The 26,813-nt window shown below is 39.2% G+C and carries 26 protein-coding genes and 2 pseudogenes; 13 read left to right on the forward strand and 15 right to left on the reverse strand.

Annotated elements, in window-relative coordinates:
- Positions 1-120: 120 nt before the first annotated feature.
- Complete coding sequence (locus tag QQK05_RS09015) at positions 121-1,173, reverse strand: CNNM domain-containing protein (RefSeq protein ID WP_284297766.1); 1,053 nt, start codon at positions 1,171-1,173, stop codon at positions 121-123.
- Between the two features lie 226 nt (positions 1,174-1,399).
- Between QQK05_RS09015 and QQK05_RS18695 the strand changes: the two genes are divergently transcribed.
- From QQK05_RS18695 to QQK05_RS09030, 3 genes are read left to right on the forward strand one after another with little or no spacing between them, the layout of a single operon-like run.
- On the forward strand, positions 1,400-1,771 hold the full coding sequence (locus tag QQK05_RS18695; protein ID WP_407704878.1) for a DUF3429 family protein: 372 nt from the start codon (positions 1,400-1,402) through the stop codon (positions 1,769-1,771).
- The gene (locus tag QQK05_RS09025) at positions 1,771-2,175 is read left to right on the forward strand and encodes a thiol-disulfide oxidoreductase DCC family protein (RefSeq protein WP_284297770.1); all 405 of its coding nucleotides are present in this window, start codon (positions 1,771-1,773) and stop codon (positions 2,173-2,175) included. The genes QQK05_RS18695 and QQK05_RS09025 overlap by 1 nt, the downstream gene beginning before the upstream one ends.
- Positions 2,165-2,908: an SDR family NAD(P)-dependent oxidoreductase gene (locus QQK05_RS09030; protein WP_284297772.1), complete on the forward strand. Its 744-nt coding sequence runs from the start codon at positions 2,165-2,167 to the stop codon at positions 2,906-2,908. The genes QQK05_RS09025 and QQK05_RS09030 overlap by 11 nt, the downstream gene beginning before the upstream one ends.
- On the opposite strand, the gene QQK05_RS09035 is transcribed toward QQK05_RS09030, so the two are convergent.
- Positions 2,905-3,159, reverse strand: coding sequence for a DUF6482 family protein (locus QQK05_RS09035; protein WP_284297774.1), 255 nt, complete (start codon positions 3,157-3,159; stop codon positions 2,905-2,907). The two genes, QQK05_RS09030 and QQK05_RS09035, sit on opposite strands and share 4 nt — an antisense overlap.
- 144 nt (positions 3,160-3,303) lie before the next feature.
- On the opposite strand from QQK05_RS09035, the gene QQK05_RS09040 reads away from it, so the two are divergent.
- Positions 3,304-3,951, forward strand: a complete 648-nt coding sequence (locus tag QQK05_RS09040; RefSeq protein WP_407704873.1) for a flavin reductase family protein — start codon at positions 3,304-3,306, stop codon at positions 3,949-3,951.
- Between the two features lie 5 nt (positions 3,952-3,956).
- On the opposite strand, the gene QQK05_RS09045 is transcribed toward QQK05_RS09040, so the two are convergent.
- From QQK05_RS09045 to QQK05_RS09055, 3 genes are read right to left on the reverse strand one after another with little or no spacing between them, the layout of a single operon-like run.
- Positions 3,957-4,172 (reverse strand): TIGR02450 family Trp-rich protein, encoded by a 216-nt coding sequence (locus tag QQK05_RS09045; RefSeq protein ID WP_284297778.1) that lies wholly within the window; start codon positions 4,170-4,172, stop codon positions 3,957-3,959.
- On the reverse strand, positions 4,169-4,843 hold the full coding sequence (locus QQK05_RS09050; protein WP_284297779.1) for a CIA30 family protein: 675 nt from the start codon (positions 4,841-4,843) through the stop codon (positions 4,169-4,171). Before QQK05_RS09050 ends, QQK05_RS09045 begins: the two co-directional genes overlap by 4 nt.
- A 14-nt stretch (positions 4,844-4,857) precedes the next feature.
- Entirely contained in the window at positions 4,858-5,121 is a 264-nt protein-coding gene (locus QQK05_RS09055) for a DUF3081 family protein (protein WP_284297781.1), read from the reverse strand.
- Between the two features lie 118 nt (positions 5,122-5,239).
- Between QQK05_RS09055 and QQK05_RS09060 the strand changes: the two are divergent.
- Positions 5,240-5,689: pseudogene (locus QQK05_RS09060) on the forward strand (hypothetical protein); the annotation flags it as partial.
- Positions 5,690-5,694: 5 nt separating this feature from the next.
- Here QQK05_RS09060 and QQK05_RS09065 read toward each other — a convergent pair.
- Entirely contained in the window at positions 5,695-7,755 is a 2,061-nt protein-coding gene (locus QQK05_RS09065; protein WP_284297783.1) for a winged helix-turn-helix domain-containing protein, read from the reverse strand.
- 120 nt (positions 7,756-7,875) lie between these two features.
- Between QQK05_RS09065 and QQK05_RS09070 the strand changes: the two genes are divergently transcribed.
- Complete coding sequence (locus QQK05_RS09070) at positions 7,876-8,664, forward strand: hypothetical protein (protein WP_284297785.1); 789 nt, start codon at positions 7,876-7,878, stop codon at positions 8,662-8,664.
- 55 nt (positions 8,665-8,719) lie between these two features.
- Here QQK05_RS09070 and QQK05_RS09075 read toward each other — a convergent pair whose 3' ends face one another.
- Positions 8,720-10,927, reverse strand: coding sequence for a sulfatase-like hydrolase/transferase (locus tag QQK05_RS09075; RefSeq protein ID WP_284297787.1), 2,208 nt, complete (start codon positions 10,925-10,927; stop codon positions 8,720-8,722).
- Positions 10,928-11,047: 120 nt separating this feature from the next.
- Positions 11,048-11,175: pseudogene (locus QQK05_RS09080) on the reverse strand (MmcQ/YjbR family DNA-binding protein); the annotation flags it as partial.
- 334 nt (positions 11,176-11,509) lie between these two features.
- Here QQK05_RS09080 and QQK05_RS09085 point away from each other — a divergent pair.
- Positions 11,510-14,032: an EAL domain-containing protein gene (locus QQK05_RS09085; protein ID WP_284297789.1), complete on the forward strand. Its 2,523-nt coding sequence runs from the start codon at positions 11,510-11,512 to the stop codon at positions 14,030-14,032.
- 83 nt (positions 14,033-14,115) lie between these two features.
- Here QQK05_RS09085 and QQK05_RS09090 read toward each other — a convergent pair whose 3' ends face one another.
- The 3 genes from QQK05_RS09090 to QQK05_RS09100 form a co-directional block, all read right to left on the reverse strand.
- On the reverse strand, positions 14,116-14,508 hold the full coding sequence (locus QQK05_RS09090) for an MmcQ/YjbR family DNA-binding protein (protein WP_284297791.1): 393 nt from the start codon (positions 14,506-14,508) through the stop codon (positions 14,116-14,118).
- Positions 14,509-14,520: 12 nt separating this feature from the next.
- Positions 14,521-15,213, reverse strand: a complete 693-nt coding sequence (rsuA, locus tag QQK05_RS09095; RefSeq protein WP_284297793.1) for a 16S rRNA pseudouridine(516) synthase RsuA — start codon at positions 15,211-15,213, stop codon at positions 14,521-14,523.
- Between the two features lie 90 nt (positions 15,214-15,303).
- On the reverse strand, positions 15,304-18,081 hold the full coding sequence (locus tag QQK05_RS09100; protein WP_284297795.1) for a hypothetical protein: 2,778 nt from the start codon (positions 18,079-18,081) through the stop codon (positions 15,304-15,306).
- A 335-nt stretch (positions 18,082-18,416) separates the two neighbouring features.
- Here QQK05_RS09100 and QQK05_RS09105 point away from each other — a divergent pair, with 335 nt between their 5' ends.
- Positions 18,417-18,878, forward strand: coding sequence for a hypothetical protein (locus tag QQK05_RS09105; RefSeq protein WP_284297797.1), 462 nt, complete (start codon positions 18,417-18,419; stop codon positions 18,876-18,878).
- Between the two features lie 2 nt (positions 18,879-18,880).
- The gene (locus QQK05_RS09110) at positions 18,881-19,102 is read left to right on the forward strand and encodes a helix-turn-helix transcriptional regulator (RefSeq protein ID WP_284297799.1); all 222 of its coding nucleotides are present in this window, start codon (positions 18,881-18,883) and stop codon (positions 19,100-19,102) included.
- A 33-nt stretch (positions 19,103-19,135) separates the two neighbouring features.
- On the opposite strand, the gene QQK05_RS09115 is transcribed toward QQK05_RS09110, so the two are convergent.
- Both QQK05_RS09115 and QQK05_RS09120 read right to left on the reverse strand, forming a co-directional pair.
- Entirely contained in the window at positions 19,136-19,963 is an 828-nt protein-coding gene (locus tag QQK05_RS09115; protein WP_284297801.1) for an ion transporter, read from the reverse strand.
- Complete coding sequence (locus QQK05_RS09120) at positions 19,964-20,605, reverse strand: MBL fold metallo-hydrolase (RefSeq protein WP_284298075.1); 642 nt, start codon at positions 20,603-20,605, stop codon at positions 19,964-19,966.
- Between the two features lie 315 nt (positions 20,606-20,920).
- Here QQK05_RS09120 and QQK05_RS09125 point away from each other — a divergent pair, with 315 nt between their 5' ends.
- The 3 genes from QQK05_RS09125 (at position 20,921) to QQK05_RS09135 (ending at position 23,013) form a co-directional block, all read left to right on the forward strand.
- The gene (locus tag QQK05_RS09125) at positions 20,921-21,265 is read left to right on the forward strand and encodes a DUF3718 domain-containing protein (RefSeq protein WP_284297803.1); all 345 of its coding nucleotides are present in this window, start codon (positions 20,921-20,923) and stop codon (positions 21,263-21,265) included.
- A 192-nt stretch (positions 21,266-21,457) separates the two neighbouring features.
- A complete protein-coding gene (locus QQK05_RS09130) occupies positions 21,458-22,789 on the forward strand; it encodes a sodium-dependent transporter (protein ID WP_284297805.1) in 1,332 nt (443 codons plus the stop codon).
- A gap of 62 nt (positions 22,790-22,851) precedes the next feature.
- The gene (locus QQK05_RS09135) at positions 22,852-23,013 is read left to right on the forward strand and encodes a YqaE/Pmp3 family membrane protein (protein ID WP_284297807.1); all 162 of its coding nucleotides are present in this window, start codon (positions 22,852-22,854) and stop codon (positions 23,011-23,013) included.
- 36 nt (positions 23,014-23,049) lie between these two features.
- Here QQK05_RS09135 and QQK05_RS09140 read toward each other — a convergent pair whose 3' ends face one another.
- Positions 23,050-24,243, reverse strand: coding sequence for a GGDEF domain-containing protein (locus QQK05_RS09140; RefSeq protein ID WP_284297808.1), 1,194 nt, complete (start codon positions 24,241-24,243; stop codon positions 23,050-23,052).
- A gap of 114 nt (positions 24,244-24,357) precedes the next feature.
- On the opposite strand from QQK05_RS09140, the gene QQK05_RS09145 reads away from it, so the two are divergent.
- On the forward strand, positions 24,358-25,446 hold the full coding sequence (locus tag QQK05_RS09145; protein WP_284297810.1) for a GGDEF domain-containing protein: 1,089 nt from the start codon (positions 24,358-24,360) through the stop codon (positions 25,444-25,446).
- 7 nt (positions 25,447-25,453) lie between these two features.
- Here the strand turns inward: QQK05_RS09145 and QQK05_RS09150 are convergent, their stop codons facing one another.
- Positions 25,454-26,734: a DNA recombination protein RmuC gene (locus QQK05_RS09150; protein ID WP_284297813.1), complete on the reverse strand. Its 1,281-nt coding sequence runs from the start codon at positions 26,732-26,734 to the stop codon at positions 25,454-25,456.
- Positions 26,735-26,813 lie beyond the last annotated feature (79 nt).

Below are 26,813 nucleotides of genomic sequence, written 5' to 3' on the forward strand. Positions count from 1 at the left end.
TACGATATATTGCTAGATTAGGGGCCAATTATGAAGGTTAGATGAAGGTAATGAGATAGAAAAATGACAAAGCACACTGCACATCAAATGCAGTGCGCCTGTAATTAACAACAATAACGATTAATCTTGCTCTAGCTGCACGCCTTTGTGCTCAGCGCGCTTGCGCCATAATTTGCGTGCAAGCTTTTGCATATCCACGTCCTGATCTTTTTCGTCAACAATTTCTAAACCAAGTAACGTCTCAATAACGTCTTCCAATGTAATAATACCTTGGATAGTACCGTATTCACTTACCACTAGCATAATGTGAGATCTTTCTTCAATCAGCTTGTCCATCACTTGATTTAAAGGCAGCTTTTCAGGTACTGCTCGGATGGGTCTCACATAGTTTGCTAATGGTTGCTTACCATTTTCTCGTGCTTGTGCCATAAGCAAATCCGATCGAAAAACATAGCCGACGATATTATCTGCATCATCTTGGTAAACAGGAATGCGTGAAAAAAACACTTTATCGTACTTATGGAAGTACTCTTCGACTAATAAGCTATTCGATAAGCTGAATATGACTGTCCTCGGCGTCATTGCATCTTTAACTTTTAACGACTTAAGCAACATTAAATTCTGCAAGAACTGTGACTCTTTCTCCTCAAGCTGCCCTTCTTCGCTGCTCACTTGCGCCATCGCAGAAAATTCTTCTCGACTTAGACCTGACAAGTTATCGCTTTTGCTAAAGAACGATGTCACAAAGTCAGACATCTTAATAAGCGGATAAAGTCCCCAAACCATATACTTAAGAATATGTGCTGACGCAGGAGCTAACTGGCGCCAATATTGAGCGCCTATCGTTTTCGGAATAATTTCTGAAAAAACTAAAATCAATAAGGTTAGTACAGCAGAAAACACACCAATGTAGGCGCTGCCAAAGACAACGGTTGCTTGAGCACCAGCACCAGCAGCGCCAATCGTATGCGCAATAGTATTTAGCGTAAGAATGGCTGATAACGGCTGACTCACGTTATCTTTCCACTTTTTATAAAGGTGCCCTGATGGACGATCCTCATTCACCAATGTTGTTACATAAGCTGTATTTACGCTAAGTAAAACGGCTTCAAGTACAGAGCACAAAAAAGAAACACCAATCGCCAAAGCGATATAAATAATTAATAAAGTCATTAATAAAAGATCAATACGTCCGAGTTTTCATTACAAAAATAATGGGGGCAATTCACTCTAAATACAATAGATTTTCAACGAAAATCTATGTAATTGAATCAAAAACTTAGAATATCTTCATTGATCGAAACATCCAATGCGACCGTAATCTATCCTATATCTATTGAGAGTTTCTGCTATGCGAATCAAACGCACGTTAGGCTTCCTTGGCTTGCTACCATTTTTGATGAGTTTATTTTACGTAAACCAACCAATGTTCAGTACGCAAATCTATGGGGAGCAAAGTTTTCTAATCTACAGCATTGCAATTTCAAGCTTTTTGTGTGGCTCACTGTGGCAACCAAACTCGGAAAACAAGTACCCTGCAATTGTCAGCAATACTCTCTGTGTCATTGCCTTTTTAACACTATTTGCATCAGCTGTGATATCCACCATCGTGATGTTGTGCGTGTTCATATTAATTTGGCGTGCAGAAAGACAATTTGCTAGTGCTCAAACTTTAGAGCGTAATCAAGAATACTTGTTATTGCGCAGTCAACTAACCTTTGTTGTAGCTAGCCTTCATCTTGTATTAATAATTTTCGTCGTAGGAAAGTAATGGAAAAGTTAACAATTTTTTATGATGGCAATTGCCCACTATGCTGTTTTGAAATGGATAAACTGAGCCGTAATGACGAACAAGGCATGATAGCGTTGATTGACATTCAGTCAGAGCAATTTACGCCTTACGAAAAGCATGTGTCTAGACCATTGGCGCTAGCTAAAATTCATGGGCTCTATGAAGGCAAAGTCATTTCGGGGATAGATATCAATTATCATGCATGGACGTTAGTGGGAAAAGGTCAGTGGGTATGGCCGCTAAAAGTCCCTGTTTTGCGACAAATCAGCCAACTCGGCTACTTTATTTTTGCAAAATTTAGACACCCGATATCAAGGGTAGCGGCAAAAATATTCAAACTCAAAACAAAACAATGTGCCGATGGAGTCTGCAATGGAAAGTAATTATCAAATCATTATTGGTGCCAACAGTGAGATAGCTAAAGCAATTGCAGATAATTTAATAACACACGACACGCCACATGGGGAAACGCTGATTCTTATCAGTAGAGATCTTTCTTTTTACGAGACAAAGCGCTTTGCTAACGCGATAAAAATTGCAGTGGATGATTACTCCGAAGCAGAGATAAAACAAGCAACTGAGCTAGTATCTCCATCGCATCTAGAACGCGTAAACAAAGTGTTTGTGTGTCATGGGATATTGCATACTGCCCTTTTCTCACCTGAAAAACAGCTGGCCAGCTTTAATCCTGATCAATTTAGCCAAACGTTGATGGCCAACTCGCTCACACCGATGCTTTGGTTAAAACACTTAGTACCGTTCTTATCTTTTAAGCCTTGCTGCCAAATCGTCGTATTTAGCGCTCGCATTGGCAGCATTTCTGATAATAATTTAGGTGGCTGGTATAGTTATCGCGCATCTAAAGCTGCTTTAAACATGATGCTAAAAACAGCAGCAATAGAATTTAAAAGACGCGCAAAGAACATCAAATTAATCGCATTTCATCCTGGCACTACAGATTCGCCACTCTCTCGTCCCTTCCAGCGCAATGTGCCGGAAGGTAAGTTATTCACCAGCACTTTCGTAGCAACAGCATTGTTAAGCCATCTGGAGACTTACCAAGCCGATGGTGAATTAACGTATATCGATTGGCAGAATAAACCGATTAACTATTAAAGTGATATATTTTGCTCCACAAGACCTGCCGAGGCGGGCATGCCACACATTTCGTCATATGCAGTATTCAACTTTAATGATGCTCGTGTGTAATTGTACTCAACGAGTAAGGCTTTAGCTTCCTTTAGTGAATCACACACAGCGATATTGTCCAATTGTGGCAGGTTAGTGAAATTGCCTTCACTGTCCATCGAACCAACCAGGTAATGTGTTGAATCGGCTGTTCCTAATATTGTCGCGCTAATCGTCATCTTGTTGTCCTCTTTACGTTTATTATTGGTATTTACGAATCCAATAAACAAATCGTTCAATAATTCGACACAAAACATTTTCGTTTGATCTGGGACAAATCAGTATTTCGTACCAATATCAAATACATTAATTATGATGAGACTATGGAACACATCACCTTAAAAAAATTGACGCAAATGACGTCCAGATATCGTGCTCACCTGGTGAATAGCCTATCAGGTTTTAAAAGTGCAAATTTAATTGGCACAGCAGATAAAGACGGTCAGACTAACCTTGCTATTTTCAGTTCAGTTTTCCATCTTGGCGCATCACCGGCACTTGTCGGGTTTATTATGCGTCCAGATAGCGTAGAGCGACACACGCTGGACAATATCAAACAGACCAAATCCTACACGATCAACCAAGTGGATAAATCAATGGTTTATGCCGCTCATCAAACGTCTGCCCGTTATCAAAAATCAGAATGCGAGTTCTATGAAACCGGTTTAACACCGGTGTATACTCAAGATGTTCATGCACCTTTTGTTGAAGAAAGTCAGCTAAAGTATTCTCTTGAGCTGAAACAGATTGTTCCGATAGAGCAAAATGGTACGCTGATGGTCATTGGTGAAATAACCAATATTTATGTTGCCAACGGTATTGTGCAACAGGATGGCTTTATCGATATAGAGGCTATTGAGACAGTCGCTATTTCAGGCCTTGATAGTTACCACACAACAAACCGGTTATCACGTCTAAGCTATGCCAAGCCAGAAGCAGAGCCTAAATCAATACCAATCTCTGGCATCTAACGGGATTACTTCCATCCCAATTTCCAGTGCTGAGAATCTTTCAATGTACGCCACTCAATGGCGTACTCGTTTTTAGTTTTAACTGCCATTATCACGCATGACTCTACTTTCTGCGTCTCATCGTATGTGACATCGGTAACCATAAAATGTTTTTCTTTATTTGTTACCGACTGTTTGGTCCATTTACTGTGTAACAATTTCTTGGGGTTAATTTGATTCATTCTGAAACACTACTCACGTCAACAACTTTTACAGTGCGCACGGTTTGCATCTCGCGACTCGCCATGAAACTTAGTGAATAGACTGCAAGCTTGAACTCGCCAGCATCTTTTTTATTTATCAAGAAGCCGATCTCCCTGATACGTTGCGCATTGATCTTTGGTGCATCCAAAATAAGTCTTCCTCGAAAAGTCGCTCTAAAGTCATTCAAGTTAAAAACGTGCTGTTCACGGACGCCTTTTTTCGTTTCAAATTCATGCTTATAGTTTACGCGATAACCATTTATGTTGAGGACCAATCTCAATTGGTATGAGTGACCGTCTCCTTCAACATCAATAAACACTGTATCTGTTTGATTGGAAAGTGTACTTACTGGTCTGTAGACCGATGAAAATCCCCCGTTGTTTTCGGTGGATATATATCCACTAAATATTCCGCGGTTTTGTTCAAATCTTATATCACCAGCGGACTTTCCGCCCATCACACCATCATTGGTAATACGCCAGAAGCCATCCTCCTGTGGCTGCAGTTCAATCTTCATTGTCGGTTCATTTAGCCAATTTGTAGGATTGACCACCTTTGTAAATTTGTTGTCTGCGCTCTGCAGAGAGTAGCTGGCTCCCAAAATGCCAACGCAAGCTAAGCCAGTAAACGTCAGTACCAATAACTTCATTGTTGTCTCCTTGGTTATCGATGCGAAAGCAGCATCCGAGTCACCTTTTTGTTGAATAGATCAAACGTTTCTTCCTTGTCAAAATCCAATTTATATTTACCGTGAAAAAGAATCGTAATCGTCACATCTTTGTAGCTTAACCAGCACGTGTAGCCATCAAAATCATGCCAAGCAGTTATCCCATCAAGCTCGTAGCCGCGAGATGATTTGGTACCTTTTGATGTAATAAGATTGAATATCTCTAAAAAGTGTCGTTTTTCTTCTAACTTAGTCGCCATAACATGCCCAACGCTAATTCATATTTTCATAATACGAAAAAATGCATTTGCCCGATCAACGATTAGCGACTGAACTTATTAGTTTCACTGCTCGTAAGTAAACAAAAAAACTAAGGAATTAACAGGGAAGACCTTTCCAAGCGTCACGGGACAATCACTTGAAAAACAAACAGTGAACATTCCACAAGATTTCAAGAACGAATACACATTATTGCTTATTGGCTACAAACAAGATTCTCAATTTGATATTGACCGCTGGTTAATTGCACTTGATTTCACTGATACAAAAGTTCCGGTATACGAACTACCTACAATTCAAGGGATGTTTCCACGAATGTTTAGCACAGTTATCGATAATGGTATGAGGAAAGGTATACCGAAACCATTATGGAAGGGTGTGATCACGATTTATGAGGATGGAGAAGCGGTTCAAGCCTTCACGGGTAACGAAGACCCTAACAATGCTCGAGTGGTACTCATCAATCGCGAAGGTAAGATACTTTACTTCTATGACGATGGCTTCGCTGTTGAACCGTTGAAAAATATTAGAACCATCATTGCTCAGTAGACACGCTATTGGCTGAGTTGTATCTGCCAGATATTACTTGTACTTTGCCCCAGCTGACTGCATATAACTCGGTTTTGGGGCAATGACATGCTACATTGGCTCGGATGACCATCAGAAAACACTTTAATTGCATCCATGGCCCCTGTCTTCGCATCTACCCTCATATATCCATTAGGTGTTAGCACAGCTATGTTGCCTTCATTAATTTGCCAATGACGCCAGTATCTCACGGGAAAGTTGTTAGTAATAGTTCGCTCTTCTTTTGTTTCTAAGTCCATCGCATACAAGCCGTCTCGACTATATTTTGTGAAGTACAACTCGGCTCCATCACGATAAGCGCTGTATCCTTCACTTGTGGTTAACTGAGTAATATTTCCTGAAGGCTTGTCATATTGCCAGATCTGCCATTGACCATCTGATTCTGCGCTAAAAAGCAACATATCATCTTGATAAAATGATGCGTGATGAATTTGCTTAAAATCAGTTGCTAGTTGTTTCCATTGAGCGGATTTAACATGATAAAGGAATAATTTATCGTTGATTGAGGCGGCAATAAATTCGTCATTAGCTGACCAAGATAATGCACTAACAAAGTCAATTTTTTCGCCTATATTCTCAGAGAACTCTAGCGGCTTTACCTGATTACTCGACGCGCTCAAATACAGCCGCTTGTCACCTGACATATCAGATAAAAAAACCAGAGAATCTGTATTATTTGCATAGACAGGGTGACTATTAATACCATTGTTTTGCGTTTTAACTTCTTGCTCAGCGCCTTTGAGTGAGTACGAGATAATTCGCGTACTCGTATGACTACGCTCCGTTAGAATCGAGCGTCCTGCGCCCTTTGCTAGTCGGTAAAATTGGTCACTTTTTTCAACATTTTCAATCAGTCCATTCTCTGTCGAGAATTGATAAAGCCCACTTTCATTGGAAGCCAATAAAGTATTATTATCAAGCCACAATAATCCATAGACTTGTTTAATAAAATCAAAACTCTGGGTGGTTTGACTGTTTTCGAGAGCAATGATCTTTAGTTGATCGCTGCCTGCGTCACCATATTCAATAACAGCAAGATTTTCGTTATCGGGAGCCAGTGCAAATATATAATCACCTAATCCATTACCTGTTTGAGCAGGATGGGTTAGTTGGGTTTTACGGCCCGAATTTAGCTGAAAAGAATAAATCGCATAGGGATTTGAAACACTTTCTCTTTGTTGATATATCAACTGATTTCGATGTCTATCAAATACCAGTTGAGTCATACTATCTTTACCACATGGCAGTATTTCACTCACAAGCGAACTTTCGAGTTCAATTTCAACGATGCTACAAATCCGTTCGTTCAAATCATTTAACCGTGACGCAAAGGCAGTATCACGATCTTTAATAACAATGTCGGTGTAATAATAATTATCTAACGTAAGTTGACGTGCTTCTTCGCCATAATTTTGCCATTTAATTTGCGCAAACGGCTGACCTTCATCACGATATAGGTATGCAAAAACTTTACTTTCATCGTGGTAATAGGGATTAAATGCAATCCCTAAACTTGATGTCAACGGCTTTCGTTCTAGTATGTTGAGTTCATTCGATGCAGTCCGCTCTATGTAAAGTGCGAAAGCAACAAAAGCGAAAACAAAGCCGCAGACAATAAACATAACGAGCTTTGTAGGTAACCGATTAATTTCAGGTGTAATTGTTTGAGTTAAGTGCAAATCGACATGAGGGGATTCCCTCCCTTTTTCACCATCATTAACAATAATAGGCTCTGCATTGAGTCGATAACCAACTTTACTCACTGTTGTTATCCAGACAGGCTTGCGAGAATCATCTTCAATCAACTTTCTTAGTTCTGCAACAGCACGATTAACTGCCGCATCACTCACCACTCTCCCTTGCCAGACATCGGCAATGAGTTGCTCTCTTGAAATAGCTTCTTGAGGGCGTTGACAAAAACATAGCAACAGTTGAAAAACACGAGGTTCACAGTCAACAACTGTGCCTGATTTTTCCAGGGTCATTTTCTCTTCATTCACGAGAATATCACCAAATTCATAACTCATTACGTCGCCTTTTTCATCATCATTATCATTCCATTACAACTCCATTGTTACTTCTTTATTGAGTAAAAACAATAAGCTGGCACGCTTAACCAACAAAGTACATATAGGTAGAAATTAAAAATGCGTTTATTTTTTCAAACGATAGCAATCATTACATTACTGACAAGTTGCTCAGGTGATTCAACGACAGAGCAAGATCGTAACGAACAAAGCCTTACGGGAGATGTTACGTCCAACCTTCCCATACCGGATAATCGGTTTAAAGACAGCTATCAGATTCTTATTTTTGGCAATAGTCATATAATTAATATTGGTAGCCTGATCGAAACGATGATTAAAGCTGATAACCCTGATGCACAAACACAAGTCGTTAATCAAGGTGGTGGTTTTCTTGACGACAACACGACCAGAAGTCGACGACTGTCACGCATTGAAGGACAACAATGGAGTCATATTATCCTTCAAGGACAAAAGTACTCTCAGTCTGGTATTGTTGAGTACCCTACCCGTTCTGCTGAACGTTGGATTGGCATTGCAAAAGAACATGGCATCATGCCTGTCTTATTTCCGGAACACCCGCGTCGTGGAAATACAGAAGAAGGTCAACGCGTGCATGAAATCCACACGGGTATTGCAGCGCGCCAAAAGTCTTGCGTTGCACCTATTGGATTAGCATGGGACCGAGCATTAACAATTCAACCTGGCCTTGCATTGCACGCTAGTGACGGCAACCATGCCTCAGCACTGGGCAGAGTGCTGACGGCGTACGTATTTTATGAAGTTATCACAGGCCAACCCGCAGACTTACTACCAATCATCGAATCGTTAAATGTAAGCGCTGATCTACAGCAACTTTTTAAACAGGTAGCCAGTGAGACGATTTCAGCCAATGAACCTTGCGGATTTTGATATAAAAAACGCTCAACTAATCAGTTGAGCGTTTTCCTTTAGCTTATCCCGTTCATTATTTATTAAAACTAGTATCAGGTGTGCCTTTGAAACATGCCAAAATATATGGGTAATCTTCAGTCACGTAATAACCATAGACGCCATTTACTGTCATGCCATTACATTCATCAAGGTCCCCTTCGCCCTCGACATATTCATAGTCGTCTCTAAACGAACCATCATAAATTCCACCTGGGTTTCCATCGCCCGTGGGTCGAGAGCCAGATTTGAGTCGATAACTTGAACGTGCCGGTCTTATCGAACCATTATCGTCAAAATTACTACCAAAAATTGGAAAGCCATCTGCAGCAAAACCTATCACTGGCGAAACTGACACACTGTCGACATCAAATAAAGCATTCGGTGATCCATGATAGTGATATGTGCCATCCGGTTGTGCGTGCGCATTATGCGAGTCAACTCTAAAACCATTAGCTTCAAACATAGGATCATAACGCCATGGTTGGTTCATGTCGTTACAGCCGACCTTTCCATTACCAATGCCGAAACAACCGGCTGCGAGCAGATCAACCTTAACTCCGTTTAACATAATTGCATTATCAAGGGTGAGCGAAATCGCTGTAGTCTGCGACGCGAATGCAGGGGATGTTGTTATTTCAAAAAGGTCATTTTGCTCACTCACATCATTGGCAAATGCATCTCCACCATCATTGAAGTCATGATTTGGAATCGCGTTAGTTTGAAACATACACTTGTCTCCGACGTGTGAAATAGTTAAATCACCATTAAACACAACACCATTGTTGATATCATTTACAGTAGAGGTAAATTGTTCAATATAGTCGACACAATTTTGACTTGTATTTTCTAAGATAATATTAGTGATGTCGATAGGGCCAGTGCTTTGCTCACCAACGATCATTCGAGCAAAGCTATCAAGGTTTGACAACTCTTGACTAATACCACTGTCAGCCGATGGCAATAGATTTTCACCTTCAGAGAAATCATTCTCCAATGAAAACATTTGCTGACTGCCATCAGATAGCTCGATTAATTTGAAAGATTGATTACGAACCGTCCAGCCAGTGACATCATCTGAAACATATGCCGTGTATACATAATCATTATCAAAGCTATCAGCCTCTGTTAACAAAGACGCAAAGCTTTTACTATCTTGGATTTGAGTTTCACCTGCCCCTGCAATTTCCGCGATTGTTGCAAAAATATCAGTTGCAGTAACCAAGCTAGATTCTCGCTCATTTTGACGAGTCACCCCTTTACCCGACACAATGAATGGAACCGCTACACCACCTTGATATAGGGTGCCTTTACCTGTGCCATTAGCATAAACACTATTATCTAAAATACCGTTTGGCGTCCCATTGTCGCCAATAAAAATAACAATGGTATTATCCCGTGCTTCTTGGGTCAGACTATCAAGTAAACGACCTATCTCGCTATCCATCGCTTCTATCGCAGCTAAATAATAATCGCGCTTGTTTTCATCGATATCTTCTTGGTCGCCCGATAAATTTCTATTGTGAAGCGCTTCAGGCGGTAAATGAAAAGGTGAATGTGGCGCAGAATAAGCGACCCATGCAAACCATGGTGTCTGCTGATTTTCAATCCAATCGATGGCTAAGTCTGTAATGGCCGTCGTATGATAGGCTTCAGTGGTTTGCGTATCGCCATTTATGGTTAACGACCAATTAAAATAGTCATCGATATTACTAATATTTCCCGCATAATAATCAATACCCATATCATTAGGGTGTGAAGCAGCATTATTCCCAGTCGCTAAGTGCCACTTGCCAAATACGGCTGATTGATACTGTGAAGTAGATTCGTTTTGTTTCAAATAAGATTGAAGTACCTGTCGTTCAGTCGACAGATTACCTGGTAGTGACTCTACGCCACTATTGATGCCATACATACCTGTAATGATAGTTGCGCGAGTTGTTGAGCAAGCAGGTGTAGCCCACATGTTTTCAAATATCAGTCCAGAATTGGCTAATTCATTTAGCGTCGGCGTGTCAGGCACATCATTGCTCAAACTGTATTGTGCCGATGCATCTAAGCCCTGATCATCGGAAATGATAAATAAAACATTTGGTACTGTTTCTTCCTCAACAGGTGGGTCTGTAACCACTGGCGGCGTTACAGGTTCTTCAACAACAACTTCATTACTGCTTGAACTACCGCCGCCACAGCCTGCTAGTAGGCCAGAATAGGCCAAGATTCCAAACCATTTTTTGAAAGACATCAATACACTCCAAATGATCTATTCGTCATAATACTCTAGGACAAATCCTGCGTGATTAACACCAAGTTAAAAAGTACTTTTACTTTTCTTTACACTTGGAAGTAGCCTGTTGAGTAGGAGTTATAAGTGCATATTAATTGACTGCCGATCTTTTTTAGTCATTTTTTCACGACCAACATAAACGAATTATCAATCATTCGTTCAATTTCACCTCTAGGTATGGTGCCATCTAAGATCACTGTATTCCATTGTGCTCTTTTAGTGTAATCGTTAGCGCTACTTTGTAAAATCAAGTTTATATCTGATTTTGCGACGACCGCTTGAATAAAATTATGCAGATAAAAATTTAAACATCAATATTTTGAACAATTTACAAAACATGAGTAATGAAGAATACTTAACCCGAGCAAAGATAGTGATGTAAAACACCGAAAAAACTGGCTCCTTACTGCCTAACCCCATGTGTTATGCTTATGTTATTGTACTTTCACTAAAAAGGATGAATATAGCTTGGTGCATACCTATCAATATAAACAGACTAATTTAACTATATTGAATTGGCTCATTGCTGTTTTCATTCTAATGTATGCTAATACTTCAAGCGCCAGCCTGCCAAAAAATTCTATCACTGACAACACACTCTCAAACGCTAATGTAAAGTTTGAGTATTTTGAAGATGTAGATAAAAAATATAGCTTTGAAAATATCGTTGAATTAGCGAATGAATACTGGGTAGCATCTGAAAAACAAAACGAATCCTTTGGTTTTAGTGATTCACAGCTATGGGTTCGTCTAAACATTCAAAACGCAAAAGCAAAGCCTAGCAATTTTGTCTTTGAAATCGCCTACCCACTTTTAGATGACGTTACTTTTTATAAAGTACAGTCCGATGGAACGGTTCGTACATTAGATATTGGTGACAGTAAGCCCTTCTTCCCTCGCGATATTAACCACCCTAACATGTTAATGCGCTTTCAATTAGAAGCAGGAGAAAGTGCAGACCTCTATGCGAGGATAAAAACCAAAGGCTCAATGATTTTGCCTGTCAAAATATGGCAAGAGGCTCATTTTTTTGAATTTGCAGCCAAAGAAGAAAAATTCCATTTTTTCTACTATGGCACACTATCCATCATTATCTTAATTAACCTAGCTATATTTTTCACTCTGCGTGAAAAGCTATATTTGTATTATTCATTGGCAACAACAGGTTATTTACTATTTTTTATTACAACTAGAGGTTACGGTCAGCAATTGTTGTTTCCTGACTACCCCGCGCTCAATAGCCAACTTTTTCTATCTTCAATGCCTTTCCTTGCACTTTTTTCTTTGTTATTTGCCCGTGAGTTCTTGCAAACAAAGCAACATAGCCCTGTGATGGATACGGCCATTCGTGGAATGATTTATTTCGAATATTTTAATATGGTTGCAGCCGTAGTTTTAGATTACAACACAGCAGTGCGAATATCGGCTTTTTCCGCAATAGTACTCTTTATCATCTTATTCTTTGCAGGCCCAATTGCGTGGTTTGCTAAAAGGCGAGCAGGCGTGTTTTTCACAATCGCTTGGATGCCACTGACAATAGGGTTCGTTGTAACGGCTGGACGCTCCTTAGGTATATTTCAGAACAATTTTTTTACCGAATATGCGATGCAAATAGGATCGGGATTAGAAGCTTTCATCCTCACATTAGCTTTGGCAGACCGATTATATAGGGAAAGAGAAGAAAAGACGCTTGCTCAGATTAGCAACATAAAAAAAGAACAACAACGGCTTGAAATACAAAACCAACTGTCAGAAGCCATCATGCGTGACCCTACAACGAATTTAGCAAATCGCAACCGCTTTGAATGGTTTGTAAACAATACATTTTACGAACACAAGAATGAGCGTTTTGTTATTTGCGTAGCCAGAGTTACACGTTTCAACGAAATCACTCGAACACTTGGGCTTTCAAGTGTCGAACGTATTTTAAAGGCGATTGCTGATTATATGAATACTGCCATCAGTCGCATGCCAGGGGTCATTACCACACAAATATCCCAAGGCTCTGATGATGCAACATTCCAGTTAACGGGTGATACGTTCGGCGTATTAATAAAGCAAGATATCTTTGAAAAAAATATAGAACAATACGCTACATTTGTTAAAAGACTCTCATTGCCAATTGAAATAGATTCACTTTCTATTGACCTTGGACCTTTAGTGGGCTGTGCAAACTACCCTGAACATGGACTTGATGCGGCGCAACTCATACGCAATGCCATAGTCGCCATGGAAAGTTCACATCACGCGACCGATCAAATTGGCTATTATGATAAGGCTTTGGATATATACAATGAAAGCCGTTTAACCCTTATGTCTGATTTGCGAGAAGCACTCAAAAATGATCAACCTGAACTATATTATCAACCAAAACTGAATTTAGCAGACGATGCTATTGTTGGTTTAGAGGCCTTGATTCGCTGGCAACACCCTAAGCAAGGGTTTGTTTCACCCGCAGACTTTGTGCCTTTGGCAGAGCAAACAGGGGTAATAAAAGAGCTAACCTTATGGGCCATTGAACGTGCAGCTAAGGATCTCCAATCGCTTCGTAGCATAGGCTATGTTGGTAACATATCTATCAATATCTCAGCGAAAGACTTGCTGAGTGAACAACTAAAAGATCAAATTGAAGTGATATTAGAAAACTATCAAATAGTGCCCTCTACAGTCTTTCTTGAATTGACAGAAACCGCTGCAATGGATGACCCTGAAGCAGGGTTAATTGCGCTGAATGAACTGACATCACTTGGCTTAAACATTTCAATAGATGATTTTGGTGCTGGCTATTCATCGTTATCATACTTAAAACAACTTCCTGCCGCAGAGATTAAACTTGATCGCTCTTTAATTATGGATATAGCTCACAATGAAAGTTCACGAATTATTGTTAAAGCATCTGTTGATATGGCTCATGGCCTCGGATATAAGGTAGTTGCTGAGGGTATTGAAGACATTGAAACCTACCAACTAATGAAAACACTTGGCTGTGATGAACTTCAAGGGTTTTGGTTATGTAAGCCTATGCCATTAAAAGCTATTAGCAATTGGCTGTCTTCAAGATAATCCCCGAGAAACGTTTTAATGATGTGCTTTTAAAAGAAATATTATGGAGTTTTCCTATGTTCACCGAGGTGACTGCAGTATTGCTATAGGTGAAGCAAAATTGGCGCTTGATCTTTCTTGGTCATTTTACTAACAACCAACATAAACGAATTATCAATCATACGCTCAATTTCACCTTTAGGTATGGTGCCATCTAAAATCACTGTATTCCATTGTGCTTTGTTCATATGATACCCAGGAATGACAGACGGGAAAACATCTCTAAGCATCATGGCTTCGTCTGGATCACATTTTAGGTTAATGCAATAATGACCAGCCATTTTGCCATCAGTGCCTTTTTCATTTCCTTTACCCAAAGACAACGTAGCAAACATTTTTCCTTTAACTTTATATACCTCTACTTCTGCACCAAAGGGAAAATCAACGATGGTTTCAGGCTTAGTCAAAAAGTAATCTTGGCAGGCTTTGTAATCCATTATGTCTCCATGTTAGGTAAATAAAGCAATTTCGTCTTCCGAGAGATAGCGCCATTGCCCAAAATCTAGTTCGTCATCCAATGTAATGCTACCAATCTTTTCTCGATGCAACTCTATTACCTTATTGCCAACAGCTGCAAGCATTCTTTTTACCTGATGGTATTTTCCTTCACTAATGGTTAACAGCATTTGACGATTATCTATCACCGCTACTGTTGCCGGTTTGGTAGGTGCTTTTTCATTGTTTAACTCAACACCCGTTTCAAGGCATTTCACCATGTCGTCCGTAATATCAATTTTTGTGATCACACGATAAGTTTTATTACAGTCTTTATTCGGAGAAGTGATATTGTGCGACCATTTTCCATCATCAGTAATTAACACTAACCCCGTGGTGTCTACATCTAGCCGACCTGCAATATGCAAATCCGATGCGCGCTCGACATCAATAAGATGTAGAACGGATGGGTAAACTTCGTCGATCGTCGAACATATCATGTCTTCAGGTTTGTTTAACATGATATATCGATGACCTATTAGGCTAATTACCTCACCTTCTATTTTTACAACATCATCTTCAGCCAATTTAACGGCACCTGACGTAATAATTTCATCATTGACGGTAACCAATTTAGCTTTAAGGAGCTTCTTCGCATCATTTCGCGTAAGCTCTGTACTTTTACAAATAAATTTATCTAATCGCATAAGACTACCTTACTAACACCCTATAATTGTCTCACATGCGACAAGTAAGTTGAAATTAAAGCAATAAAAAATCGCACAAATTAGATGTAGTTAATCAAAATTCATATAACTAAAGTAACCGGCTCTTGCTTCGAGTTCTTTCATATTTACAAAACCTAATTTTTGATTAGTCAGATCTTCGTTTAAGACAAAACCAACTTCAACAATGTCATCAAGCGTGACGTTAACAACATTGTCTTGTACCAAACACTTAACATTAAACTCAGATAAACCGCCAAGTGCCATCGCATGTTGATAGATTAATGTGCCAGTTGGGTTCGCATCACTATGTTGAAAAAGAGCCACACCTCCATTTGTATCTGTGCTGATTTGAATTGAATAATAGTGTTCATTAACAGGGAAGCTTCCAATAATGATACCAAGTGGCTCAGTACTAACATTTTCTTTAAGTATTGTTGCTGAAACCAAGTAATGTGCAGAACTCTCCAGAACATTCAGTAAATACTGTGAATTTTTTGCTGTAGATAAATAACCATTGGAGGAATTCCAATACTCGTTCTCTTGCCAGTATTCATTCTCTGACTCAAAATTATCAATAATGATTGTTTGAGGCTTGTACGATATGGTTATCTTTGACACCCCATATGTGGTGTTACGTGAGAAAGCCAATAAGCCAACCACTACATTGCCAGATATAGAGCCAATTTCATGAGTCAAATATTCAATACCATTTAGCCCCACACTTGCTTGATTACCGTGAACTTCGACAAAAAATTCATCTCCCGATTTTATTGACACCTCCGTACTAATATTTGCTACAAGACGACCACCAATATCCCAAGGCGCTTCATGGTAATAAATCAAAAATGCGCCCCATTGTCCCAGTTTTACTCGAGCTGTGTAAAAGCTACCTTCATGCTCACCATTAAACAACAAAGATGCACTTAGGCTCGATGTGCTCTCTGTAGGAATTAACGTCGCAGATATCTTGTACTGTTCACCAATATCAAGGCTTTCACTCGTATACATAAGTCCTTGGCCAATAGGATGTATCTGCCCCTCCATTTCCTCCCAACCATTTGCCTGAGACCACAATGAGGAAATGCCATCATCAAAAGCATCAATAAAATGTTTGTTATAACTTTTCTTTTGATTGCTCTCATTTAGCTCGTCGACTTGTTCACTAGTACCGGAGTCTAGCTTAGGTAATTGATTGAGCTCTTTCATCACCCACAAATATGTGCCCCAATAATTCGATCGATTATTCCAATTAAATTTTCTTTTAGTTGATGAGATCGATCCACAAATATCATTCAAATAGCCAGACTCGATAGATTGAATTTTTTTTATCAGTAAATCTCTATCATTTACATTGTCTGTAAAAAAAGCGCCTAGTGCTAAGGAAAGAATAATTTCTGGATTGTGACTATCGGTATACCAACCATCATTTGATTGTGTTTTTATTATTGCGTCATTACCTGCAGTACTCGAACCACTGTATAATAAGGACGTTTTTGTGCTATTGCATGAGTGCACCCAATACGTACCTGCCTGTTCAGACAAACTATGTCCGAGATCATTTTTATAACTAGGGGAATCAACAAAACCATGATTGAGCAGTCCCATCGCTGAGGAGACTAACATATCTTCAATAATTGGGTTTTTAGTCACTTGATATGCTTGCCATAATGCGTCTGTAATATTCTCGGTCATCCAAGGAGAAAAACGCCTGTCATCCATAGAATTATCGCCAGGGTATTTCGCGCCTTCATGCCTCGCCCAAGAATGACGCCAAGTTCCATCTAACGGTAGTCCATCTGGATTTTCTTTTAAAATATGCTGGTGCAACACGTTAATACGTGTATTGATATTAGTCAGTAGTGTTTCATCACCGGTTATTTCAAACGCATTCACAAGAGCATTCAATGAAATTCCTGCACCACGTTCTGTGAAAGACTCATTTTCCGCATCATATGCATCATCATATTTTGCTTGGTAATAGTGCTGCTTATTAGATAATTCAGCTAATGCTGATACAAATGCATGATCAAATTGGCTGTCATCGCCTGTTAACGCTAGATGTATTTTTAAGGGTTCAATATACGTATATTTAGTATCGCAAGCCTTAGTAGGTCCTGCGAGCAAGGATCCCCCCATGCAATCTGTCCAATCGCCATCACGTTTAAGGTTTTCCATCCAATAATTAAATGAAGAATACGCTTCAACGTAGCAACTTGCCTCACCAGTTCGCATACAACCTTTATAGAGTGCAGTTACACGATCAAATAACCAATTCGCAAGCGTACTATTGGTATAATCAAGCGCACTTGCCCAAGCATACTGAGCAATCCAATACTCCTTTTGAGCATCCTCCCTCATTCGATAAAATGGAGCAATGATGCCTGCGTGTTCAAGATATTCAGGCTCGTGAACGGCAATAATTTTAGGGTGAGTCATCTGTGCTTTTGATGGTTTTTGATTAATCATTAGACCAAGCGATATATCACTTTTTTCGATTCGATTTTCAGTAGTCGTAGAACCGATGAACCAACTAAAGTCATCATTACCTTCGCTTAATTGCTCAACAAAAAACTGTACTCTTACAGCTCGAATACTTCGCGCGTTATCAGGGTTAAAATGCCAATACAGTGTTGGCTCGATAAAAATGGGGACTTCATTTCCTTGCTCATTATTAATCTTGAAGTAAGCTAAATTATGAACCAAACCTGGTGGAAGTGGTATTCCAATAGTTACTAATGTAGGGGTTTCAATAGTAGTTTGTGGAACAAGCGTAAACTTGTTAGCTGGACTTGTCGTAGAAAAAAGGGCAAAAAATATTAAGCTCAAGAACACTCTTACTGCTGGCATCTTAACTTCTCCATTTGATGTCTTATATCTCTCGTCAAATACGAATATTAGCTCTACTAACAAGACTAGAGAACTTGCCGTATCGACTTATTTAATAATAGTGAGTTTTTTAGAATTCATAAAGTTTCCAAGGCATAAACAACAATAGATACCCAGCACAAAAGTTTATTTTGGCAAACTGGTTATCAGATAAAGACAAACGCCGTATCAAAGCTTTAATATCACTACCATGTAAAACAAAATCTACATGATGTTAAAAATATTTGACATCACATAAAAGTCAAATTAAAGTTACACCATGTCAAATATTTTCAACATGAGTTTAGGAAGAAGTTATGTCATTTATTCACAAAAGCGTTTGGGTTCAATTTTTAATTACTCTATTCATCGGTTATCACTTCGGAACGAGTTTTTACTATCTGTTCGAAACGGGACAGCTCACTGATGAGGGGTATACCGAATTATTAATATTCACAGCATTTCAACTCGTCGTATTGAACATAGCTGTCCATACAATCGTCGCTATTTTCAGTAATAAGGCAGAGTTGGAACTTGAAAAAGACGAAAGGGATGAGCTTATCAACCTAAAAGGCGCTAACGTCGCATACAACACATTAAGCACCTGGGTTGTCATACTCCTAGTGCAGCTTTGGTTAACGACACTACCAAATGCACGATTTTTCTTCGAAACGTTAAGTGGCGAATACAATATATTAAACCTATTACTTGTCGGTTTCTTAGTTGCAGAAATATTACGATTCTCAACACAACTTTATCATTACCAAAAAGGCCTTTAATAATGGCAAAAGTACTGATTAATCAAATTCGTGTCTTACGTTTTAATCATCAAGAAATGACCCAGCAGGACTTGGCTAAAACAGTAGGCGTATCGCGACAAACAATTGTAGCGATTGAGAAAGGGAAATACTCCCCTTCACTTGAAGTTGCTTTTAAGATCGCCGATGTATTTTCGGTGCCGATCGAACAAGTATTCTCCTATCAAGAAAAAGCCGAAGAATAATCTTCGGCTTTTTGATGTTTGGTCACTTATAAGCTACGTGTTTTGTTGCTTTAGTAGTGCTTTAATCTCTTGTAATTCTTGCTCTAACTTTTCAATTTGAGCTCGACTTGCAGGCTCTCCTCCTTCCCTAGTTTCTCCATGAGATTGAGCTCTGAAGTTTTCATGTTCCTCACTCATGACTTCCAATATAGTACCGACCATCATGTTTAAGAATATAAATGCAGTAAGAAAAATAAAGGTTAGATAGAAAACCCAGCTAAGCGGATAAACCGCCATCGTCTCGTACATTACATCAGTCCAATCCTCAAATGTCGCCACTCGAAATAGCGTGAGCATTGAAATAGAAACATCTCCCCACAGAGTTTCATTTATTTCATGAAACACTATCGAACCAATAGCTGCGTATATATAGAAAATAACGAACATCAACAAGCCAATATAGCCCATTCTTGGGATGGCTTTTAATAAAGCATTAATTAATAGCCTTAACTCAGGTACCATTGAAACCAGACGCAATACCCTAAATACTCGTAATAAACGAGCAATAAGAACCCCTGAGCCACCAGCTGGAATTAAGCTACCAATGACAATGATTGTGTCGAAAATATTCCAACCACTTTTAAAGAACGACGCTTTCTTCGGCGTTGCCAAAAACCGAATCACTATTTCAAAGACAAAAAACAAGGTGACAGCAACATCAAGAATCCCCAAAACCTGAATTGCAGCAGGGGGTAAATTGTGAGTTTTAGCGCCAACTAATAATGCCGACAGAATAATGACGGCAATGACGACACCCTGGAAAATTTTCGAGTTATCAAATTTCTTTAATCGGCGTTGAAACTTAAAAACTAATGACGACATTTATCGAACTCCATCACCAACAAAAGGGTTTGTGCGACGCTCTTCACCAAACGTACTCATCGGGCCGTGTCCTGGAATAAACTGAACATCGTCGCCCAATGGGAATAAGTTCTCACGAATAGACTTAATCAATGTTGGGTGATCTCCTCTAGGGAAGTCCGTTCTACCAATAGAACCTTTAAATAACACATCGCCTACTTGCGCTAATTTTGTTTTAGGATCAAAAAATACAACATGACCAGGCGTATGACCTGGACAAAAATACACGCTTAATTCAACATTACCGAACGTTACCGTGTCACCTTGGTCAAGCCAACGATCAGTTGTGAATGCTTCAGCGTGTGAGAAGCCAAAACGCTCCTTTTGCATTGGAATCAAGTCTATCCAGAATTGATCTTCTTTATGTGGTCCCTCGATAGACACATTAAAATGTGCTGCCACATCTTTAGTCGCGCCAGCATGATCGATATGTGCATGAGTAAGTAAAATCTTAGAAACTTTTACGTCATTTTGCGCAACGGCCGCTTTAATAAGGTCAGCATCGCCTCCTGGATCCACAATGGCACCTTCGAGGGTTTCATCACACCAAAACAATGTGCAGTTTTGCTGAAATGGAGTAACGGGAATAATTTGATAGCGCAACATAGCGAAAACCTTTCTCTCTTTTTATCTGCCACAGACGGCTTTTAGTGGACGGTATTATAGGGTTATTGGGGTAAGAAGATAAATAGCCAAACCTTTTTTGCCATTATTTTTGCTGTTGAATGTAAAAATCTATGTCGTTTGACATAAATTCATGTTTTACGGGTTGACTATAATTCAATCACTTAGCGACGAGTTGCAGGTATTTGCGATAGGATTATTTACATTCACTTGTGCTTTAGAAACACTTTATTCACGTTATGGTGCCATGATTAATCCTGCCAATTAGGCATAACCAATAAACGGAGAGATATCATGGCTAAGTTAATTAAATCAGTAGCAACATTATCAGTAACCGTTGGCGCTTTAGTTTTTTCATCAATGAGTGCTGCTGATATGCAACCTCAACTTGAAAGAGCTTTAGTTAAAACATGTAAAGCGGCAATTAGCGATAAACCGATAAAATTAAAAGTTGCAATGGACAGCTATAAGTTGAATCAGCGTGACGTTGCGTTAGGTGTAATGTGTAATAATGTCGATATTATTGAATTCGCTGAGCAAAACGGGGCTTACCGCACCGCTAGTCGCTTACAAAACAGTTTGGGTAACGTCGATATCATTGACGTTGCGGCAATTCAAAAAACTAATGTTAATTTTTAGCGCTATGATGGTTAAAACAATACATTAAATGCTCGCTGCAGACTGTCCCCTATAGAGTTATGTTGTTATAGGGGCTTCACGCCTTCTACTATATTTTTCATCTATACCATCAATAAAGAATATTAATTAATACTTCACTAATGATGCGCAACTCGTTAAGCTTTCTTATTAAAAACAATAACAAGATTTTCTATGGCATTAAGAGATTCATTTCATTCCCGTATTGGTTTTGTCCTTGCTGCGGCTGGCAGCGCAATTGGTTTAGGTAATATCTGGGGTTTTCCAACAAACGCAGCAAATAATGGCGGTGGCGCATTTTTATTTGTTTATCTCGTTGTAACCTTTTTACTTGCAATACCTGCGTTGTACGCTGAAATATATATTGGTAACCAAGCACAGAAAAACCCAGTTTCAGCATTAGGAGAAGCATGTAGTGAAAGAATGCCTAAAGTTGGGCGTTTAGCAGGTAAAATAGGCTTAGTCGGCGCAATCATGATGCTAAGCTTTTATACTATTGTTGCTGGTTGGATGCTTTCACATTCTTTTGCAGGGTTTACTGCATTATTTGGTTTATCAGAAGTTTCTAGTTGGCTTGCTAGTGATTCAACTCTCCGAAATATTCTCTTCACACCAATTTTTATTATTTTAGGCGCGGCAATTATCCATCAAGGCGTCCATAAGGGCATTGAAAAGTGGTCAAGCAGGCTTATGCCGATATTATTGATCATGTTAATTTGCTTGATCATTTATATCCTGCAACAAGACGGCGCTGTTGAGGGCCTGAAGCAATATTTAATTCCAGACTTTAGCCGAGTTACTGAACCAAAATTAATCATTTCTGCAATGGGACAAGCTTTCTTTTCATTGAGCATAGGTGTTGGTGGCATGATGATCTATGGCTCATACATGGCTAAAGATAAAGACATTGGTAAACTCGTATTCTCTATTGGCGCCTTAGATACGCTCATCGCTTTTTTGGCTGGATTGCTAATCATTCCAGCGCTTTATGTCGCCCAGCACGCTGGCCAAGAAGTGTTTGCAGGTGATAATTTAATTGGGGAAGGTCAATTAATCTTCAATATTTTGCCAACACTCTTTAGTACAATGGGCGATGTAGGTTTGTTTGTGTCAGCGGCATTTTTTGCGTTGTTATCAATCGCTGCACTAACCTCAACAATTTCATCAACTGAAGTGCCGGTCTCTTACCTCGTTGAAGAAAAATCAATGAGCCGCCCAAAAGCAACTTGGTTGATCTCTGCTATAGTATTAACAGCAAGCATGACACTGGTTGCGTTTTTTGATGTTTTATTTGGTCTTGTTATTCAGGGGCTTACAACAATACTACAGCCGCTAAGTTGTTTGTTTTATTTCATTGTTGTTGGTTGGATATGGAATAGAGGAAATAAGCTCAAAGATCAGTCCGTGATTGCAAACAGACCCTACTTGAAATACTGGGGCAATTACCTGCAATATGTCTGCCCTTTATTATTATTGTTGGTTTTCTACAACGTTGCTTTAGCCTAGCTTTAGGCGCTGATGTTAGCATCGAAGCAATAGAGTTAAATGTTAATTGATGGAGAAAAATAATGAATAAAATAGTCCATATCATCATTGCAATTTTGCTACCACCTTTAGCTGTATTTTTGAAAAGTGGCGCTGGTAAAGACCTTTTAATAAACATTGTATTATGTTTCTTATTTTGGATACCAGCGATACTGCATGCCGTTTGGCTCATCACAAAAGACTAACAAAAAAGCCCTTTGCTACAACAAAGGGCTTTTTTATTACTTGGTTACATTGTTTCGACCACGTTTTTTAGCTTTATAAAGCAGTTCGTCAGCGCTTTTCAACACCATTTCAAAAGACTGGCCAGAATGTCGTTGTGAAACACCAATAGATATCGTCACACTTACAGTTTTCTCTTGTGTTGCCTGTTTTTTCTTTGGGTTTCTATCTTTTTTAGTTTTACGCACACCTTGTCTAATCACCATTTTATAATCGGCAATTTCTTGTCTTAACTTGTCTAGTTCGTTGAAAACTTGCTCCGCGTTTTTTCTTGGAAAAACAACAGTGAACTCCTCTCCACCATATCGAAATACTTTTCCTCCAGCCCTTACCTGCTTCAACTTAGCGGCTACAAGTTTCAAAACTTGGTCACCAATATCATGACCATAGGTATCATTAAACTTTTTAAAATGGTCTACGTCCATCATCGCGACGCTGTAATTACGCCCTAGAGAAAGCGCAAGCTGGTTCAATGCTCTTCTCGAAGGTAAACCTGTGAGCTCATCTCGATACGCTAAGAAATAAGAACTTGCAACAACGCTAAGCAGGTAATAGCAAATAAGTATGGTCAGCGATATCTGCCAGTTTATCCCAGTAAGTTGTGACTGTGTCAGGTACCATAGGACGACACTTGCTAACGCAGCAGGATAAAATAAGTGTGTCGTTCTTAGGCACTGTACAATGTACAAGCAAATAACGACAAGCAAAGGCAGTTCTATTGCTAAATAGCTAGAAAACAACGAGTAGAAAGGAATATCAACAGCATATTGAGCCAGATATTCGAGGATTTCAAGCCAAGCAAGCGACATCATGTAGGCGACAAAAAACAACGCAAGGCGAGCAAGCAAGTGGACAGATAGCAAGTTTCTATCTTTAAAAAACGCTAGACCACCAAAAAAGAAAATTACCGCTAAATTGATAATTTCAGCAGTTAGAGGTACTGACTTAACAATAACGGCTTTATCAAGCTCAATAGCAATCAACACCGCAAATAGTAAAATTAGAAGAGCAAAACGCGAATTATTAAACTGACTAGCAAATAAGAAACTCACTACCATCAATAAGCCAAGTTGGTTTACACTAATTGTACTGAGTAATGTAGTAATAACAGGTACTTGGCTTACCGCTACTAAGGTAATTAACAGTAAACAAATACTCACCAAACTGGTCTTTAACCCGACGAACTTTGTCACTAACTTCCCCAAAAATGCAAAATTTAACTAAAATATGGTTCAAGGCTTTTCTTTATTTGTTAATATGTCATCAATTCACAGCCCTTTCGCGAATATGATAACACAGGCAAGATAATGTCTATAAGACAAGTAGTAAATTTAGGCACACAGAACCAACCTTTTTCCGTCACTAGCAGAGCACAAATGATTAACTTAATATCATTGTTTACCTTTGCAGTATCGTTGCTCTATACGGTCAACTATCTTTTTATCATCAAGAACCCGCTGGTGGCTGCAATAAACGCAGCATTCACCGTCGCTTATTTACTAACATTATGCTTTAGTTACTTTCATCAATTCACCAAAGCAAAAGTATGGTTTTTTGGTGTTTTAATGCTCCATTTAATCGTATGTACCAATGTATATGTCACTAAGGATAGTGGCTTCCATTTGTATTTCTTTTTAGTCCCGACAGGCGCCTTTTTACTGTTCGAGATTCATGAAGTTAAAGCGAAAGTCATCTTAAGCCTAATTGCCACAATACTATTTTTCTATTGTGAAAACAGTATGAATATGACGCCGTTAATTGAGTTAACGGATGATGAAAATCACTTACTTTATCAAACGGTCGTCTTTATCAATATGATTGAAGTGATCATCGTATTAACCCTCTTTTCAAACCAAATAGAAAAGAATCAATTAAAGCTGACCATGCAAGCAAAGTATGATGCGTTGACGGGTGTTGCGAATCGCCACTTCTTTTTTGAAAAAGGTGACCAGATATTCAATTTAAGTAACGTTGAACAACGCCCTCTTTGTCTCGCATTACTTGATTTAGATTACTTCAAAAAGATCAATGATAGCTTTGGTCACCAAGCCGGTGATACTTGCTTGATTGAAGTCGCTAATCTCATTAACGCAAATATTCGTGAGCAAGACTTTTTTGCACGAATCGGCGGTGAAGAATTCGTTATTCTGCTGCCGGATACAACGGCAAACGAAGCCAATAGTTTACTGGAGCGATTACGCATACTCATCGAACAGCATACAATTACTGTTGATAATGACAAAACATTGCACTGTACGACGAGTATGGGGCTAGCAAGCAAAGATAAAGAGAATCAAAGTTTGAAAGACCTACTTGTTTCTGCCGATCATGCTTTATACGACGCAAAAAATAGAGGAAGAAACCGAATCGCTCTTTACACTAAATTAAGTGCATAAAATAGCATTAGCTCGATAAGGTTTGCTCTAGGTTCGGTGAGTTTTTGTTGTCCAAGCTGGTATCAACCTGTTCAATTTTTTCAAACCGGTTAGCTATTTTGTTTGCAGAAGTGTTAATTTGTTTAACATCGTTTGCGGCCTGATCAATATGTTTTGCGAGGTTGTCAAACCGCGTCCTAAAACGAGAAAAATCAACTGACAAGTGGCTTAAATGCGCTTGAATGATATGCACTTGCTCTTTAGTCGCCTCATCCTTAATTACCGCTCTTGCTGTCGTGAGTATCGCCATTAGCGTCGTCGGTGAGGCAAGCCAAACACGCTTTTGGTTTGCTATCTCTACCAAATCGCTATGATGCGCATGAATTTCGGCAAAGACAGCTTCCGCAGGAATAAACATTACCGCTCCTTGAGCCGTTTCTCGCTCTATCAGATACTTTTCTGATATGTCATTGATATGCTTTTTAATATCCTGCTTAAATTGGCGTTGTGCAGCTTTTCTCTCACTATCTGGCAACGAAATATCTGTGAACCTTCGGTAACTCTCAAGCGGAAATTTTGCATCAACAACAACATTGCCTGTAGGTTCAGGTAAGAACAACACGCAGTCTGCTACTTTACCATTTGATAACGTATGTTGAATCGAAAAATGGGTTTCAGGTAAAACGTTACGAATTAATCCGTTTAATTGTACCTCTCCGAACGCCCCCCTTGAGCGCTTGTCAGCTAAAACCTCCTGAAGACTCACTACATTGCTCGATAATTCAGTTATTTTTTGTTGAGCATCATCAATTAAAGCTAAACGCTTTAAAATATCATTGAATGTTTTCGTTGTTTTTTCAAAACCATCAGATAGGCGCTTTTCAACTTGCTCACTGATACTTTGCAACCGTTTGTCTGTGGAGTCTGTCAGTGAACTAATATTCTTGGCTAGCGTATTGGCTAACTCTTCACGGTTTTCTTTTGCATGGCGAGCAAGCGTTTGATGCAATGTATCAAACGATTTTAGCTGTTGGTCAGAAGATTGCTGATGGAATTCCGCCTGCTGACGCATCAGCTTCATTCTCAAGTCGACAAGTTGTTGCTCAGTGGCCATTTTTACTTCAACGGGCAGCTTTTGAAGCAAGGGTAAAGTTTGTGAAAGTTGCTCATTTATTAAAAGTTGTTGATTTGCTAACCCCTCAATACGCTTTTTTTGTATGATAACGACAATCAATAGAATAAGGCCAATGAGAGCGCCAATAACACCGATGGCTAATTCAATATTCCACGATTCAATTTGAGAGAGCATAACAACCTTAACAAACACTTTTTTCGCTATAGTAGCGATAAACGTCAGCTAAGTAAAAAGCCAAACCCTTTGAGACATG

The sequence above is a fragment of the Thalassotalea loyana genome (genome assembly GCF_030161435.1).
Lineage (GTDB): Bacteria > Pseudomonadota > Gammaproteobacteria > Enterobacterales > Alteromonadaceae > Thalassotalea_G > Thalassotalea_G loyana.

Coding starts and splice junctions, on each gene's coding strand:
- QQK05_RS09015 (WP_284297766.1), bottom strand. CDS start 1,173: ATGACTTTATTAATTATTTATATCGCTTTGGCGATTGGTGTTTCTTTT.
- QQK05_RS18695 (WP_407704878.1), top strand. CDS start 1,400: ATGAGTTTATTTTACGTAAACCAACCAATGTTCAGTACGCAAATCTAT.
- QQK05_RS09025 (WP_284297770.1), top strand. CDS start 1,771: ATGGAAAAGTTAACAATTTTTTATGATGGCAATTGCCCACTATGCTGT.
- QQK05_RS09030 (WP_284297772.1), top strand. CDS start 2,165: ATGGAAAGTAATTATCAAATCATTATTGGTGCCAACAGTGAGATAGCT.
- QQK05_RS09035 (WP_284297774.1), bottom strand. CDS start 3,159: ATGACGATTAGCGCGACAATATTAGGAACAGCCGATTCAACACATTAC.
- QQK05_RS09040 (WP_407704873.1), top strand. CDS start 3,304: ATGGAACACATCACCTTAAAAAAATTGACGCAAATGACGTCCAGATAT.
- QQK05_RS09045 (WP_284297778.1), bottom strand. CDS start 4,172: ATGAATCAAATTAACCCCAAGAAATTGTTACACAGTAAATGGACCAAA.
- QQK05_RS09050 (WP_284297779.1), bottom strand. CDS start 4,843: ATGAAGTTATTGGTACTGACGTTTACTGGCTTAGCTTGCGTTGGCATT.
- QQK05_RS09055 (WP_284297781.1), bottom strand. CDS start 5,121: ATGGCGACTAAGTTAGAAGAAAAACGACACTTTTTAGAGATATTCAAT.
- QQK05_RS09065 (WP_284297783.1), bottom strand. CDS start 7,755: ATGAGTTATGAATTTGGTGATATTCTCGTGAATGAAGAGAAAATGACC.
- QQK05_RS09070 (WP_284297785.1), top strand. CDS start 7,876: ATGCGTTTATTTTTTCAAACGATAGCAATCATTACATTACTGACAAGT.
- QQK05_RS09075 (WP_284297787.1), bottom strand. CDS start 10,927: ATGTCTTTCAAAAAATGGTTTGGAATCTTGGCCTATTCTGGCCTACTA.
- QQK05_RS09085 (WP_284297789.1), top strand. CDS start 11,510: ATGTATGCTAATACTTCAAGCGCCAGCCTGCCAAAAAATTCTATCACT.
- QQK05_RS09090 (WP_284297791.1), bottom strand. CDS start 14,508: ATGGATTACAAAGCCTGCCAAGATTACTTTTTGACTAAGCCTGAAACC.
- rsuA (WP_284297793.1), bottom strand. CDS start 15,213: ATGCGATTAGATAAATTTATTTGTAAAAGTACAGAGCTTACGCGAAAT.
- QQK05_RS09100 (WP_284297795.1), bottom strand. CDS start 18,081: ATGCCAGCAGTAAGAGTGTTCTTGAGCTTAATATTTTTTGCCCTTTTT.
- QQK05_RS09105 (WP_284297797.1), top strand. CDS start 18,417: ATGTCATTTATTCACAAAAGCGTTTGGGTTCAATTTTTAATTACTCTA.
- QQK05_RS09110 (WP_284297799.1), top strand. CDS start 18,881: ATGGCAAAAGTACTGATTAATCAAATTCGTGTCTTACGTTTTAATCAT.
- QQK05_RS09115 (WP_284297801.1), bottom strand. CDS start 19,963: ATGTCGTCATTAGTTTTTAAGTTTCAACGCCGATTAAAGAAATTTGAT.
- QQK05_RS09125 (WP_284297803.1), top strand. CDS start 20,921: ATGGCTAAGTTAATTAAATCAGTAGCAACATTATCAGTAACCGTTGGC.
- QQK05_RS09130 (WP_284297805.1), top strand. CDS start 21,458: ATGGCATTAAGAGATTCATTTCATTCCCGTATTGGTTTTGTCCTTGCT.
- QQK05_RS09135 (WP_284297807.1), top strand. CDS start 22,852: ATGAATAAAATAGTCCATATCATCATTGCAATTTTGCTACCACCTTTA.
- QQK05_RS09145 (WP_284297810.1), top strand. CDS start 24,358: ATGTCTATAAGACAAGTAGTAAATTTAGGCACACAGAACCAACCTTTT.
- QQK05_RS09150 (WP_284297813.1), bottom strand. CDS start 26,734: ATGCTCTCTCAAATTGAATCGTGGAATATTGAATTAGCCATCGGTGTT.